General features: G+C 69.9%; 15 protein-coding genes. 9 read left to right on the top strand and 6 right to left on the bottom strand.

Annotated features, from left to right (window positions below):
* Window positions 1–10 precede the first annotated feature (10 nt).
* From hrcA to BLR95_RS12355, 5 genes are all read left to right on the top strand, one after another.
* Window positions 11–1,072: a heat-inducible transcriptional repressor HrcA gene (hrcA, locus tag BLR95_RS12375; RefSeq protein ID WP_092620609.1), complete on the top strand. Its 1,062-nt coding sequence runs from the start codon at window positions 11–13 to the stop codon at window positions 1,070–1,072.
* A gap of 41 nt (window positions 1,073–1,113) precedes the next feature.
* On the top strand, window positions 1,114–1,827 hold the full coding sequence (gene grpE, locus BLR95_RS12370) for a nucleotide exchange factor GrpE (protein WP_092620606.1): 714 nt from the start codon (window positions 1,114–1,116) through the stop codon (window positions 1,825–1,827).
* Between the two features lie 59 nt (window positions 1,828–1,886).
* Window positions 1,887–3,140 (top strand): PQQ-dependent sugar dehydrogenase, encoded by a 1,254-nt coding sequence (locus BLR95_RS12365; RefSeq protein ID WP_092620603.1) that lies wholly within the window; start codon window positions 1,887–1,889, stop codon window positions 3,138–3,140.
* Between the two features lie 633 nt (window positions 3,141–3,773).
* Window positions 3,774–5,294, top strand: a complete 1,521-nt coding sequence (locus tag BLR95_RS12360) for a YifB family Mg chelatase-like AAA ATPase (protein ID WP_092620600.1) — start codon at window positions 3,774–3,776, stop codon at window positions 5,292–5,294.
* 103 nt (window positions 5,295–5,397) lie between these two features.
* A complete protein-coding gene (locus BLR95_RS12355) occupies window positions 5,398–5,985 on the top strand; it encodes a hypothetical protein (RefSeq protein ID WP_092620597.1) in 588 nt (195 codons plus the stop codon).
* A 207-nt stretch (window positions 5,986–6,192) separates the two neighbouring features.
* On the opposite strand, the gene BLR95_RS12350 is transcribed toward BLR95_RS12355, so the two are convergent.
* From BLR95_RS12350 to hisB, 6 genes are all read right to left on the bottom strand, one after another.
* The gene (locus BLR95_RS12350) at window positions 6,193–6,570 is read right to left on the bottom strand and encodes a histidine triad nucleotide-binding protein (protein ID WP_092620594.1); all 378 of its coding nucleotides are present in this window, start codon (window positions 6,568–6,570) and stop codon (window positions 6,193–6,195) included.
* Window positions 6,571–6,603: 33 nt separating this feature from the next.
* Complete coding sequence (locus BLR95_RS12345; RefSeq protein WP_092620591.1) at window positions 6,604–6,948, bottom strand: phosphoribosyl-ATP diphosphatase; 345 nt, start codon at window positions 6,946–6,948, stop codon at window positions 6,604–6,606.
* Window positions 6,945–7,733, bottom strand: a complete 789-nt coding sequence (hisF, locus tag BLR95_RS12340; RefSeq protein ID WP_092620588.1) for an imidazole glycerol phosphate synthase subunit HisF — start codon at window positions 7,731–7,733, stop codon at window positions 6,945–6,947. Before hisF ends, BLR95_RS12345 begins: the two co-directional genes overlap by 4 nt.
* A 6-nt stretch (window positions 7,734–7,739) precedes the next feature.
* On the bottom strand, window positions 7,740–8,480 hold the full coding sequence (hisA, locus tag BLR95_RS12335) for a 1-(5-phosphoribosyl)-5-[(5-phosphoribosylamino)methylideneamino]imidazole-4-carboxamide isomerase (protein ID WP_092620585.1): 741 nt from the start codon (window positions 8,478–8,480) through the stop codon (window positions 7,740–7,742).
* Between the two features lie 51 nt (window positions 8,481–8,531).
* A complete protein-coding gene (hisH, locus tag BLR95_RS12330) occupies window positions 8,532–9,179 on the bottom strand; it encodes an imidazole glycerol phosphate synthase subunit HisH (protein ID WP_092620582.1) in 648 nt (215 codons plus the stop codon).
* Window positions 9,180–9,301: 122 nt separating this feature from the next.
* Window positions 9,302–9,889, bottom strand: coding sequence for an imidazoleglycerol-phosphate dehydratase HisB (gene hisB / locus BLR95_RS12325; RefSeq protein WP_092620579.1), 588 nt, complete (start codon window positions 9,887–9,889; stop codon window positions 9,302–9,304).
* A 334-nt stretch (window positions 9,890–10,223) separates the two neighbouring features.
* Between hisB and BLR95_RS12320 the strand changes: the two genes are divergently transcribed.
* From BLR95_RS12320 to rdgB, 4 genes are all read left to right on the top strand, one after another.
* Window positions 10,224–10,577, top strand: a complete 354-nt coding sequence (locus BLR95_RS12320) for a helix-turn-helix domain-containing protein (protein WP_342719986.1) — start codon at window positions 10,224–10,226, stop codon at window positions 10,575–10,577.
* Between the two features lie 252 nt (window positions 10,578–10,829).
* The gene (hslV, locus tag BLR95_RS12315; RefSeq protein ID WP_092620573.1) at window positions 10,830–11,402 is read left to right on the top strand and encodes an ATP-dependent protease subunit HslV; all 573 of its coding nucleotides are present in this window, start codon (window positions 10,830–10,832) and stop codon (window positions 11,400–11,402) included.
* Window positions 11,399–12,718: an ATP-dependent protease ATPase subunit HslU gene (gene hslU / locus BLR95_RS12310; RefSeq protein WP_092620570.1), complete on the top strand. Its 1,320-nt coding sequence runs from the start codon at window positions 11,399–11,401 to the stop codon at window positions 12,716–12,718. Before hslV ends, hslU begins: the two co-directional genes overlap by 4 nt.
* Before the next feature lie 29 nt (window positions 12,719–12,747).
* Window positions 12,748–13,365 (top strand): RdgB/HAM1 family non-canonical purine NTP pyrophosphatase, encoded by a 618-nt coding sequence (gene rdgB, locus BLR95_RS12305; protein ID WP_092620567.1) that lies wholly within the window; start codon window positions 12,748–12,750, stop codon window positions 13,363–13,365.
* Window positions 13,366–13,368: the final 3 nt, after the last annotated feature.

Here is a 13,368-nt window from a genome sequence, read left to right as displayed (position 1 = left end):
CCACGCCGCCATGACCATCCCCACGCCGCCGCCCCCGCTGGTCGAGCTGAACAGCCGATCGGCCGAGATCTTCCAACTGATCGTCGACGCCTACGTGGAGTCCGGCGAACCGGTCGGCTCGCGCACCGTGTCGCGGCGGCTGGAAACCCATCTGTCGCCGGCCACCATCCGCAACGTGATGGCCGACCTGGAGGATGCCGGCCTGCTCTTTTCGCCGCACACCTCGGCCGGCCGCCTGCCCACCGAGAAGGGCCTGAAGATGTTCGTCTCCGGCCTGCTCGAGATCGGCGGCAAGCTGGACGAGCCGGAGCGCCAGCGCCTGGACGAGATGTGCCGCACCGCCGGCAAAAGCGTCGAGGACGCCCTGACCCAGGCCATCGCCACCCTGTCCGGGCTGGCCCGCTGCGCCGGTCTGGTGGTGGCGCCGAAGCGCGAATCCGGCCTGAAACACATCGAGTTCGTCCACCTCGGCCCGGGCCGCGCCCTGGTCGTGCTGGTCTCCGACACCGGGGTGGTGGAAAACCGGCTGATCGAGCTGCCCCCCGACCTGCCCCCCTCGGCCCTGCGCGAGGCCAGCAACTACCTGGCCGCCAGACTCGGCAACCGGACCCTGGCCGAGGCCCGCCAACAGGTGCTGGACGAGCTGGAAAGCCGCCAGGCCCAGCTCGACGCCCTGACCCGCCGGGTGGTCGAGGCCGGCCTCGCCACCTGGAGCAGCGAAGGCAACGACGGCGCCCTGATCGTGCGCGGCCAGGCCCACCTTCTGAACGACATCCAGGCCGGCGAGGACCTGGAGCGCATCCGCGGCCTGTTCGAGGCCCTGGAAACCCGCGAGCACATGCTGAAGCTGCTCGATCTGGCCCACCAGGGCGAAGGCGTGCAGATCTTCATCGGCTCGGAGAACCAGTTGTTCGCCTCGGCCGGATGCAGCATGATCGTGGCTCCCTATCAGAACACCAACCACGAGGTGATCGGCGCCATCGGCGTGATCGGCCCGACCCGCCTCAACTACGCCCGCATCATTCCCCTGGTCGACTACACCGCCAAGGTCATCGGCCGCCTGATCGGCTGACCCCGCCACCCCCCGAACCCAAGAGAGACCCCAGTCCAACCATGGCCCATCCCAGCGACACGCCGACCCCCGACCCCGCCAGCCACAAGGCTCCCGAGGACGCCGAGGCCCCCGCCGCCGAGACGGCCCCCGAAACCGCTCCGCAGACGCCGGGCGCGGCCGCTTCCGCCGAAGCGCCCGCCGAGGCCACCGCGCCCGAAGACCCGGAAAGCCGCCTCGGCGCCCTGAGCGAGCGTCTGGCCGCCGTCGAGGCCGCCCTCGATCAGGCCAAGGCCGAGCGTCTGGCCGCCCTGGCCGAAGCCCAGAACGTCCAGCGCCGGGCCGACAAGCGCATCGAGGACAACGCCAAGTACGCCATCTCCAACTTCGCCAAGGCGCTGCTCGGGGTGGCCGACAATCTGGAGCGCGCCCTGCTCGCCGCCCCGCCGGCGGTGCGCGAGGCCAACCAGGACGTCAAGAATCTGGCGGTCGGTGTCGAGATGACCGCCAGCGAGCTGCAACAGGTCCTGTCGCGCCACGGCGTCAGCCGCCTGGAAAGCCTGGAGCAGCCGTTCGATCCCAACCTGCATCAGGCGATCCAGGAGATCGAGCAGCCCGAAAAGCCGCACGGCACCGTGGTCCAGGTGATGCAGGAAGGCTACCTGCTGAACGACCGCCTGCTGCGCCCGGCCATGGTGGTGGTCTCGCGCGGTGGACCGAAGCGCGAGGCCAACACCGAGGCCGAGGCCGCGGAGGGCGTCGACCGCCAGGTGTAGCCCGGGGGCGCATCTCCCCGGGACCACACGCCTCCAGCCGCCCCGGGAGGAGAACACCCATGCGCCGCCTGTTGTTCGCCCTGCTCCTGCTGCCCGGCGCCGTTGCCTCGGCGCCGGCCCTGGCCTTTCCGGACGAGTTCGAGCCGGGCACCACCGTCCGCGTCGACCCCGCCGCCCTGCCAGCCCCCTACGCCGAGCCGAGCACCGCCGCCGGGCCGCGCCGGGTCGAGCGGGGCAGCCGCCGGCCCCGGGTGCCGCAGGGCTTCACCGCCGAGCTGTTCGCCGAGGGCCTGGACCACGCCCGCTGGCTGCTCGCCGCCGACAACGGCGACGTCTTCCTGGCCCAGTCGCGGCTCGGCGAGATCACCCTGCTGCGCGACACCACCGGCGACGGCCGGGCCGACACCATCGCCCCCTTCGCCGACGGCTTCCACTCGCCGACCGGCATGGCCCTCCACGACGGCCGCTTCTGGGTGGCCGATCTGGCCGGCGTGTGGACCGCCCCCTACACCACCGGCGCCGATCACCCGGACGGCCCCTTCATGCGCCTCACCCCGCCCGGCGCCCTGGGCCGCCCGGGCGGCCACTGGACCCGCACCCTGGCCATCCACCCGGACGGAGGCTCGTTCTTCGTCGGCATCGGCTCGCTGGGCAACATCGCCGAGGAACCCGAGGTCCGCGCCTCGGTCCAGCGCTTCGCCATCGACGGCAGCGAACAGACCACCTTGGCCAGCGGCCTGCGCAACCCGGTCGGCCTCGCCTTCCAACCCGGCACCGACCACCTCTACACCGTGGTCAACGAGCGCGACGGCCTGGGCGACCCGCTGGTCCCCGACTACCTGACCCGCCTCGAACCGAACGCCTTCTTCGGCTGGCCCTACGCCTACCTGGATGGCCGCCCGCAGCCCGGCTTCGCCGAGCGCCGGCCCGATCTGGTCGAGGCCACCCGCATGCCCCAGGTGCTGTTCCGCAGCCACTCGGCGCCCCTGGGACTGGCCTTCTATGACGGCGACCAGTTCCCCGCCGACTACCACGGCGACGCCTTCGTCGCCCTGCATGGCTCCTGGAACGCCGAACAGCCGCGCGGCTACCTGGTCGCCCGGGTGCGCTTCACTACCACCGGCCCGGCGGAAAACGCCTACGAAGTGTTCGCCACCGGCTTCCGGCTGCCCGAAACCACCCGCGCCGACCGCAACCGGGCCCGCGTCTGGGGCCGCCCGGTGGGCCTCGCCGTCCACCCCGACGGCAGCCTGCTGGTCAGCGACGACGCCGGACAGACGGTGTGGCGCATTGCTTGGGTGGGGACTCGGTAAAGGAAAAGAAAGGGGCTCCGCCCCTTGAACCCCGCCGGGGGGCCGAAGGCGGCCCCCCGGACCCCCGCCAATTCGTTGGCGTAATACGCCGGCGGGATCGCGAGTCGCACACGGTCTTGGTGCAGACCGGCCAAGGCCGGCCTGCGAAAACAACCAGGGCCTTACCCTGATCAGCCTCGACAAACGCGGACCCCTTGTTGTTTGCACGCCAGCGAAGCTGGCGTGCTGAAAACCCCCTCTCCCCCCGCACTCCATGGCCGACCCTTGCCCGACACCGTCCTGGCGGGGGTCCGGGGGACCGCCTTCGGTCCCCCGGCGGGGGCTCGGGGGCGGCGCCCCCGACTGTCCGAGACGCTCGCCGGCGGGATCGCGAGTCGCAAAGGGTCTTGGTGCGCGCCAGCGAAGCTGGCGTGCTGAAAACCCCCTCTCCCCCCGCGCTCCACGGCCGACCCTTGCCTGACACCGTCCTGGCGGGGGTCCGGGGGACCGCCTTCGGTCCCCCGGCGGGGGTTCGGGGGCGGCGCCCCCGACTGTCCGAGGCGCACGCCGCCGTCGCGCGGGCGTGTTCTGTCCAAACCGTGCGGTGCCGGTTATGATCCTGGCGCGGGTAGTGTTTCCGGGGGCGGGGTCGCGATGGTGGCGCGGGTTGGGACGGTGGCGTTTCAGGGTGTCGAGGTGATCGACATCGAGGTTCAGGTATCGATCACTCCGGGTCTGCCGTCCTTTTCCATTGTCGGGTTGGCCAACAAGGCGGTGGCGGAGAGTCGCGACCGGGTGCGTTCGGCGTTGGCGGCCATTGGGTTGTCGCTGCCGGCCCAGCGGGTGACGGTCAATCTGGCTCCGGCCGATCTGCCCAAGGAGGGCTCGCATTTCGATCTGGCCATCGGCTGCGGTCTGCTCACCGCCATGGGGCTTTTGCCGATGGAGGACATGGCCGGCTACACCATTCTGGGCGAGTTGGGGCTGGATGGCTCGATCCGCCCGGTGGCCGGGGTGTTGCCGGCGGCGATCCATGCCAATGCCGGTGATCGCGGGCTGATCTGCCCGGCCGGCCAGGGTGGTGAGGCGGCCTGGGCCGGCGGGGCCGATGTGGTGGCGCCGCAGACGCTGGTTGCCCTGCTCAACCACTTCAAGGGCGATCAGGTGCTGTCGCGCCCGGAGGCGCGGGCGGCCGAGGCGGCCGGCCCGGCGCTTGATCTGGCCGACGTGAAGGGCCAGGAGACGGCCAAGCGGGCCCTGGAGGTGGCGGCGGCGGGCGGCCATAACCTGCTGATGATCGGCCCGCCGGGGTCTGGCAAGTCGCTGCTGGCGGCGCGTCTGCCGGGCATCCTGCCGCCGCTTTCCGCCGCCGAGGCGTTGGAGGTGTCGATGGTCCACAGCCTCGCCGGGCTGCTGGAGGAAGGGCGCCTGATCCGTCGCCGCCCGTTTCGCGAGCCGCACCATTCGGCTTCCATGCCGGCCCTGGTCGGCGGCGGGCTTCGGGCTCGGCCGGGTGAGATCACGCTGGCCCATTGCGGCGTGCTGTTTCTCGACGAGCTGCCCGAGTTCTCGCGCCCGGCGCTGGAGGCCCTGCGCCAGCCGCTGGAGACCGGGCAGGTCTCGGTGGCGCGGGCCAACGCCCATGTCAGCTACCCGGCGCGCTTCCAGTTGGTGGCGGCCATGAACCCCTGCCGTTGCGGCCATCTGAACGACCCGGCGCTGGCCTGCAATCAGGCCCCGCGCTGTGCCCAGGAGTATCAGAACCGGCTGTCCGGGCCGCTGCTGGACCGCATCGATTTGCATGTGGAGGTGCCGGCCCTGAGCCCCTTCGAGCTCGACCAGCCGCGCGCCGCCGAGTCCACCGCCACCGTCGCCGAACGGGTGGCCGCTGTGCGCGCCGTGCAGGCCGAGCGCTATCACGCCCTGGCGCCCGAGGCGCGGATCACCTGCAACGCCCAGGCCGATGGCGAGGTGCTCGACCGGGTGGCCCGGCCCGACGCCGCCGGCCGCGCCCTGCTGGTGGAGGCGACCGAGAAGCTGCGCCTCAGCGGCCGGGGCTGGCACCGCATGTTGCGGGTGGCGCGCACCCTGGCCGACCTGGAAGGGGCCGAGACGGTGGGCCGGGCCCATATCGCCGAGGCGTTGTCCTATCGCCGGCTGGTGCCGGGGCGGTGAGGCGGCCCCTCGTGCCTCCTTGGCCCGGTGTCGTCCTTGGCCCGGTGTCGTTGCCGCGCCGGCGCTGCTACAATCGCCTTTCCGCGACCGAAGGACCCTTGCCGTGCCGTTTCGCCTGATCCTGCCCTGCCTGCTTGCCTGCCTGCTCGCCCCGCTTGCGGCGGTGGCCCAGACCGGCAGCGTGGGCGAGGCGCGCGAGCGGTTCCTGCTTTCGGTGCCCGAGGGCTGGGTGCAGGTGACCACCGAGCGGCGCGGCGACATGGAGATGGTCGAGTTCGTGCCCCAGGGCCAGGAGCCCACGGCGTGGCGCGACCGGCTGACCGTGCAGGTTTTCGAGGGCGCCACCAACGTCGCCGCCGCCCAGTTCCAGGCCAACGCCAAGGCCGGTTTCGAGCGGGCCTGCGAGAAGGTCACCGCCGGCAACCTGCAGGTGGCGCGCAGCAACGGCTATCCTTCCGCCTTTTTCGTCCTGGGCTGCCACCGCCACCGCCAGGAAGGGCATGGCGAGACCACCTTCTTCCGGCTGATCCAGGGCTATCAGGCGCTGTATCTGGTGCAGCGGGCCTGGCGCACCGCGCCCTACGACATCCAGGGCCCGCCGATCCCTCAGGCCGAGCGGACAAGCGCCGTCCACCTTTTGCAAAGCATGAGCGTCTGCCTGCCCGGCGAGCCGCGCCATCCGTGCCCGTGACGGTCGGGGGAGTAACTGTCAAAGGGGCGCCGCCCCTTTGAAATCCCCGCTGGGGAGGCCGAGGGGCCTCCCCAGACCCCACCATGAATCAAAACCCCACAGAGGGGGGCTTGCCCCCCTCTGTGGGGTTTTAAGTCACGGCGGGGGTCCGGGGGGGCCCCTGGTCCCCCCGGCGGGGGTTCCAAGGGGGCGGCGCCCCCTTGGCGGTTACCCCTCGGCCATCACGGCGCGGCTGATCATGCGGCCCACCGGTTTGCCGCCCAGCACGTGGAAGTGAACGTGGTCCACCTCCTGGCCGCCGTCCTCGCCGGTGTTGCAGATGACGCGATAGCCGCTGTCGGCGGTCTGCTTCTCCTCGGCCACCTTGGCCAGGGCGCGGACCAGGGCGGCCAGCTCGGCGTCGGTGCCCTGGGCGGCCAGCGCGGCGAGGTCCTTGTAGGGCCCCTTGGGGATGACCAGGGTGTGGACCGGGGCTTTCGGGCTGATGTCCTCGAAGGCCAGGACGTGGTCGTCCTCGTAGACCTTCTTGGCCGGAATTTCGCCGCGCAGGATGCGGGCAAAGATGTTGCTGTCGTCGTAGCTCATGGCGACGGGTCTCCCCCAAGGGCGGTTAAGCGGTCAGGGCTTCTTGCGGCTGGCTTTTTCGGTCAGGCCAGAGGTTCCGAAGCGCCGGCCCAGTTCGGCCCAGACATCGTCCGGAGCAATCTCGCGCGCACTCCACAGCACGGCCAGATGATAGAGCAGGTCGGCGCTTTCGGCGATCACCGCGGCGCGGTCCTCGGCCACGGCGGCCAGCGCCGTCTCGACACCTTCCTCGCCCACCTTCTGGGCCAGCTTCTTGGTTCCCTTGGCCAGCAGGCGGGCGGTGTAGGACTCTTCCGGGTCGGCCTCGCGGCGGCTTTGGATGACCTGATAGAGGGCGTCCAGGTTGATCCGCCCGGCGCCGAGCGGTTCATCATTCATGGGCTGACCTCCCCGCCGGTTTCGCTGGCATCGCGCATGGGCAGGCCGGCGGCCCGCATGTGGGCCTTGGCCTCGGCGATGGTGTAGGTGCCGAAGTGGAAGATGGAGGCGGCCAGCACCGCCGTGGCATGGCCCTCGCGGATGCCGTCGACCAGATGGTCGAGGGTCCCGGCGCCGCCGGAGGCGATCACCGGCACCCCCACCGCATCGGCCACGGCGCGGGTCAGCGGCAGATCGAAGCCGACCTTGGTGCCGTCGCGGTCCATGGAGGTGAGCAGGATCTCCCCGGCGCCCAACTCGACCATGCGTTTGGCCCATTCGACGGCGTCGATGCCGGTCGGCTTGCGGCCGCCGTGGGTGAAGATCTCGAAGCGGTCCGGCCCGGTGGCCTTGGCGTCGATGGCCACCACGATGCACTGGCTGCCGAACTTCTCCGCCGCCTCGCCGACGAACTCCGGGCGGTGCACGGCGGCGGTGTTGATGGACACCTTGTCGGCCCCGGCCAGCAGCAGCTTGCGGATGTCCTCGATGGTGCGCACCCCGCCGCCCACGGTGAGCGGCATGAAGCACTGCTCGGCGGTACCCTTGACCACGTCATAGAGGGTGTCGCGGTTCTCGTGGCTGGCGGTGATGTCGAGGAAGCACAGCTCGTCGGCCCCGGCGGCGTCATAGACCCGGGCCTGCTCCACCGGATCGCCGGCATCGCGCAGGTCGACGAAGTTGACCCCCTTGACCACCCGGCCGTCCTTCACGTCGAGACAGGGGATGAGGCGCATCTTCAGCATGGGTCTTCAGCCTTTCAGCACGGCCAGGGCGGCGGCCAGGTCGAGCCGCCCGTCGTACAGCGCGCGGCCCGAGATGACGCCCTCGATGCGCCCCGGAGGCAGGCCCTGGGCAGCCGCCTTGACGGCCTTCAGATCGTCCAGCCCGGAAACCCCGCCGGAGACGATCAGCGGCGTGGTCAGGGCCTCGGCCAGTTCCACCGTGGCCTCGGTGTTGGGGCCCCGCATGGCGCCGTCGCGGCTGATGTCGGTGTGGATGATGGCGGCCACCCCGGCGTCCTCGAAGCGCAGGCCCAGGTCGCGGGCGCTGATCTGGCTGGTCTCGGCCCAGCCTTCCACCGCCACCATGCCGTCGCGGGCGTCGATGCCCACCGCGATGTGCCCCGGATGGGCCCGGCAGGCTTCCTTCACCAGCTCCGGGTCGCGCAGCGCCACGGTGCCCAGGATGACCCGGCGGATGCCCTTTTCAAGCCATGCCTCGATGGTCGCCCGGTCGCGGATGCCACCGCCCAGCTGCACCGGGTGCCCGTCCATGGCGCCCAGGATGCCGTCCACCGCCGCGCCGTTCACCGGCTGGCCGGCAAAGGCGCCATTGAGGTCGACCACATGCAGCCAGTCGCAGCCGGCGGCGCGGAAGGCCGCCGCCTGATCGGCCGGGGAGTCGTTGAACACGGTCGCCTGGTCCATGTCGCCCTGGTAGAGGCGCACGCACTGGCCGTCCTTGAGGTCGATGGCCGGGAAGAGAATCATCGCGCGGGGTTCCGGGGGTTCGGGAAGGGAAAAAGAGTCACGGCTTCCAGGTCAGGGCTTCCAGGTCAGGAAGTTGGCCAGGATGCGCTGACCCACCGCCTGGCTTTTTTCCGGGTGGAACTGGGTGCCGGCCAGATTGTCGCGGCCGATCAGGGCGGCCACCGGCTGGCCGTAGTCGACCCGGGCCAGCACCCGGGCCGGATCGGCCACCGCGAAGTGATAGCTGTGCACGAAGTAGACGTGCGCCCCGGGCTCGACGCCGTCGAGCAACGGGTGGCAGCCGGGGGTGAACTGAAGGTCGTTCCAGCCCATGTGCGGCACCTTCAGCGCCGCGTCGCCCGGCTCGAGCGCCACCACCTCGCCGTCGATCCAGCCCAGGCCGTCGGTGGTGCGGTGTTCCAGGCCGCGGGTGGCCAGCAGCTGCATGCCGACGCAGATGCCCAGGAACGGGCGACCCCGGTCCAGCACCGCCTCGGCCAGGGCCTGTTCCATGCCCGCCAGCGCCGCCAGTCCGGCCCGGCAATCGGCGAAGGCACCGACGCCCGGCAGCACCACCCGCTCGGCGGCCAGCACCTCGTCCGGGCGGTCGGTCAGGCGCACCTTCTGACCCTGGCCGACTCCGGCGGCGGCCCGCTCCAGGGCCTTGGCGGCCGAGCGCAGGTTGCCCGACCCGTAATCGATGATGACGACATCGCCCATGATGACCCGCCGGACCCCTCAGCCCTTTAAAGAAAAACACGGCGCGCCGGAGCGAGCCCGGCGCGCCTTCCTTCTAGAGCATACCCGGGGGCCGGCTCAAGCCGGTGTGGGGAAGATGCCCCTTACAGCCGCCCCTTGGTCGAGGGCACGGCATCGGCCTTGCGTGCGTCGATCTCGCAGGCCTGGCGCAGGGCTCGGGCGGTGGCCTTGAAGCAGGACTCGGCGATGTGGTGGGCGTTCGTGCCATAGTGGTTTTCAATATGCAACGTCATCCCCCCAGTCTGCGACAGGGCCTGGAAGAACTCCCGGAACAGCTCGGTGTCGAACTCTCCGATCTTGTCGCGCGAAAAGTCCACTTTCCAGACCAGATAGGGCCGGTTGGAGAGGTCGACCACGGCCCGGCTCAGGGCCTCGTCCATGGCCACCAGGGCACTTCCAAAGCGTTGAATTCCCTTGCGGTCGCCCAAAGCCTGTGAGATGGCCGCGCCGATGGCCAGGGCGGTGTCTTCCGTAGTATGGTGGAAGTCGATGTGGGTGTCGCCTTCGCATAATACGGTCAGGTCGATCAGGCTGTGGCGCGAAAGTTGCTCGATCATGTGGTCGAGGAAGCCGACGCCGGTCCGGACATCGTAGGCACCGGAGCCCTCCAGGTCGACAGACACGCTCACCCTGGTTTCGGTGGTCACCCTTTCAAGGTTGGCTTGCCGCATGTTGTGGTCTCCTGGTTGGCGCAACCGCACGGTGATAAAGGCAAGAAAACGCGGCGTGTGTCTTTTGGCAAGCTGCAATCTTTGGCCGCAGCACGACGCTAACTTTCTGCGTTTACGTATTGTTTTGACTGGAGCCGAGCGTCGGCTGGAGCTAATCTAGACCAAGGTGGACACTATGAGAAACCAACAAATGCTCAACGAAGGTGGGAATGTGGTAAAGAGACCAACCAGCGCATCGGGCCGTCGCCAGCCCTTCACCGCCAAGGAATACGGGCCCGACCCGGTGGATGTTCACGTCGGCCGGCGGCTTCGGTTGCGTCGTACCTTGCTTGGCATGAGCCAGGAGCAACTGGCCGCCGCCATCGGCGTGACCTTCCAGCAGGTGCAGAAGTACGAGCGCGGCTCGAACCGCATCTCGGCCTCGCGGCTGTTCGACATCGCCCGGGTTCTCGGCGTTCCCATCGCCTTCTTCTTCGAGGACATCACCGAGGAGACCACCAAGGGCCGGCCGACCCAGAACCTGCCCGAGCAGGCCGGCCTCGGCGAGCCCCTGGTCCCCGCCTTCGAACAGGACGAGATGTCGCGCTCGGAAACCCTGGAGCTGGTGCGCGCCTTCTGGCGCCTGCCCAGCCAGGAAATGCGCACCCAGATCCTCGACCTGTTGAAGACCATGTCGCGCCGCGACTGATCCAGCATGTTGGGCCGGGCCACACGGCCCCGGCCCAACCGCGACTCTCGGCTCCAACTGGCCGGGGGAGCCCTACATCTGAAATCAAGAGCAGATCGTGCGAAATGTGACGCGCTCCGCGATTCACATTTCGCTCGATCTGCTTTGGTTCCGGGCTCTCCCGGTTTTTCCTTTGGGGGCCCGGTTGACCGGGACTGAAAGCGCCCTTTATCTAGGGCGCGATCCCGACCCACCCCAAAAGGCTCCCCCCCCATGTCCGATTCCGCTGCCGCCGTCTGGCACGGCACCACCATCCTGTCGGTCCGCAAGGGCGATCGGGTGGTCATCGCCGGCGACGGCCAGGTCAGCCTGGGCAACACGGTGATGAAGTCCAACGCCCGCAAGGTGCGCCGCCTGACCGGGCGCGGCGCCGGCGAAGGCAGCGTCATCGCCGGTTTCGCCGGGGCCACCGCCGACGCCTTCACCCTGTTCGAACGCCTGGAAGGCAAGCTGGAGAAACACCCCGGCCAGCTCACCCGGGCCTGTGTCGAGCTGGCCAAGGACTGGCGCACCGACCGCTACCTGCGCCGCCTGGAAGCCATGATGGCGGTGGTCGATCCCGAGGTTTCCCTGATCCTGACCGGCACCGGCGACGTGCTGGAGCCCGAGGACGGGCTGATCGGCATCGGCTCCGGCGGCACCTATGCCCTGGCCGCGGCGCGCGCCCTGATCGACCGCGACGACATGGACGCCGAGGCCATCGCCCGGCGCGCCATGGCCATTGCCGGCGAGATCTGCGTTTTCACCAACCATTCCCTCACCGTGGAAAGTCTGGCGGTCTCATGAGAGCCTTCTCCCCCCGCGAAATCGTCTCCGAACTGGACCGCTTCATCATCGGCCAGGGCGAGGCCAAGCGCGCCGTCGCCATCGCCCTGCGCAACCGCTGGCGGCGCCAGCAGTTGCCCGAGGCCCTGCGCGAGGAAGTGCTGCCCAAGAACATCCTGATGGTCGGCCCGACCGGCGTCGGCAAGACCGAGATCGCCCGCCGCCTGGCCAAGCTGGCCCAGGCCCCCTTCCTCAAGGTGGAGGCGACCAAGTTCACCGAGGTCGGCTATGTCGGCCGCGACGTGGAAAGCATCGTGCGCGACCTGGTGGAGGCTTCCCTCACCCAGACCCGCGAGCGGCTGCGCAAGCAGGTCAAGGCCAAGGCCGAGGTGAATGCCGAGGAACGGGTGCTCGACGCCCTGGTCGGCAAGAACGCCTCCGCCGAGACGCGCCAGAAATTCCGCAAGAAGCTGCGCGAGGGCGAGCTGGCCGAGCGCGAGATCGAGGTCGAGGTGGCGGATCGCGGCAACGCCGGCCTGCCCACCTTCGACATCCCCGGCATGCCGGGCGGCCAGATGGGCATGCTGAACCTGGGCGACATCTTCGGCGGCGCCCTGGGCAAGCGCACCGCGCCGCGCCGCCTGACCGTGGCCGAGTCCTACGAGGTGCTGGTGCGCGACGAAAGCGACAACCTGCTGGACGAGGACACGGTGCGCCGCGAGGCCATCGACGCGGTGGAAAACCACGGCATCGTCTTCGTCGACGAGATCGACAAGATCACCGCGCGCAGCGACGAACAGGGCCGCAGCGGCGACGTCAGCCGCGAGGGCGTGCAACGCGACCTGCTGCCGCTGATGGAAGGCACCACGGTGACCACCAAGCACGGCCCGGTGAAGACCGACCACATCCTGTTCATCGCCTCCGGCGCCTTCCATCTGGCCAAGCCGAGCGACCTGCTGCCCGAATTGCAGGGCCGCCTGCCCATCCGGGTGGAGCTGCAGCCGCTGTCCAAGGGCGACTTCGTGCGCATCCTGACCGAGCCCGAGGCCAGCCTGATCACCCAGTACAAGGCGTTGATGGACACCGAGGGGCTGACCCTCGAGTTCACCGCCGAGGCCATCGACGCACTGGCCGATCTGGCCGCCGAGATCAACCGCACGGTGGAGAACATCGGGGCCCGGCGCCTGCACACGGTGATGGAACGGCTGCTCGACGAGATCAGCTTCACCGCCTCCGACCGGGGCGGGGAGACGGTGAGCATCGACGCCGATCTGGTCACCGAACGGGTCGGCGGGCTGACCGGCAAGGATGCCGATCTGTCGCGCTTCATTCTTTAAGGCAACGCCGCACCAGGGCGACGTCCACCATGCAGACTCCTGCGCACCGCCCCTTCCGCGAGACCACCCTGGTCGTCGCCAGCCACAACCCCGGCAAGGTGCGCGAGATCGCCGAGCTGCTGAAAGGCCGCGTCGAGACGGTTCGTTCCGCTGGCGAATTGAACCTGCCCGAGCCCGAGGAAACCGGCGACACCTTCATCGCCAACGCCGTGCTCAAGGCGCGGGCCGCCACCGCCGCCGGCCATCCCGCCCTGGCCGATGATTCCGGCCTCGCCGTCGATGCCCTGGAGGGCGCCCCCGGCCTCTATTCCGCCCGCTGGGCCGGGCCGGACAAGGACTTCGCCCTGGCCATGGACAAGGTGCGCCAGGAGCTGGAAGCCCGCGCCGCCGAGGCCCCCTTCACCGCCCGCTTCGTCTGCGCCCTGGCCCTGGCCTGGCCCGACGGCCACGTGGAAGCGTTCGAGGGCACCGTGGAAGGCACCCTGGTCTTCCCGCCGCGCGGCGACCAGGGCTTCGGCTACGATCCCATCTTCCAACCCACCGGCCACGCCATCACCTTCGGCGAGATGGACCCCGCCGCCAAGCACGCCATGAGCCACCGGGCCCAGGCCTTCCGCCGCCTCACCGCCGCCTGTTTCGCGGGCTGAGCC

The sequence above is a fragment of the Roseospirillum parvum genome (assembly GCF_900100455.1).
GTDB classification, from domain to species: Bacteria; Pseudomonadota; Alphaproteobacteria; order Rhodospirillales; family Rhodospirillaceae; genus Roseospirillum; species Roseospirillum parvum.
This window is presented reverse-complemented; position numbering and strand designations above follow the sequence as displayed.

Bases quoted from the DNA above. Each gene is read 5' to 3' on its own strand.
- hrcA (WP_092620609.1), top strand. From the start codon at position 11: ATGACCATCCCCACGCCGCCGCCCCCGCTGGTCGAGCTGAACAGCCGA.
- grpE (WP_092620606.1), top strand. From the start codon at position 1,114: ATGGCCCATCCCAGCGACACGCCGACCCCCGACCCCGCCAGCCACAAG.
- BLR95_RS12365 (WP_092620603.1), top strand. From the start codon at position 1,887: ATGCGCCGCCTGTTGTTCGCCCTGCTCCTGCTGCCCGGCGCCGTTGCC.
- BLR95_RS12360 (WP_092620600.1), top strand. From the start codon at position 3,774: ATGGTGGCGCGGGTTGGGACGGTGGCGTTTCAGGGTGTCGAGGTGATC.
- BLR95_RS12350 (WP_092620594.1), bottom strand. From the start codon at position 6,570: ATGAGCTACGACGACAGCAACATCTTTGCCCGCATCCTGCGCGGCGAA.
- BLR95_RS12345 (WP_092620591.1), bottom strand. From the start codon at position 6,948: ATGAATGATGAACCGCTCGGCGCCGGGCGGATCAACCTGGACGCCCTC.
- hisF (WP_092620588.1), bottom strand. From the start codon at position 7,733: ATGCTGAAGATGCGCCTCATCCCCTGTCTCGACGTGAAGGACGGCCGG.
- hisA (WP_092620585.1), bottom strand. From the start codon at position 8,480: ATGATTCTCTTCCCGGCCATCGACCTCAAGGACGGCCAGTGCGTGCGC.
- hisH (WP_092620582.1), bottom strand. From the start codon at position 9,179: ATGGGCGATGTCGTCATCATCGATTACGGGTCGGGCAACCTGCGCTCG.
- hisB (WP_092620579.1), bottom strand. From the start codon at position 9,889: ATGCGGCAAGCCAACCTTGAAAGGGTGACCACCGAAACCAGGGTGAGC.
- BLR95_RS12320 (WP_342719986.1), top strand. From the start codon at position 10,224: ATGAGCCAGGAGCAACTGGCCGCCGCCATCGGCGTGACCTTCCAGCAG.
- hslV (WP_092620573.1), top strand. From the start codon at position 10,830: ATGTCCGATTCCGCTGCCGCCGTCTGGCACGGCACCACCATCCTGTCG.
- hslU (WP_092620570.1), top strand. From the start codon at position 11,399: ATGAGAGCCTTCTCCCCCCGCGAAATCGTCTCCGAACTGGACCGCTTC.
- rdgB (WP_092620567.1), top strand. From the start codon at position 12,748: ATGCAGACTCCTGCGCACCGCCCCTTCCGCGAGACCACCCTGGTCGTC.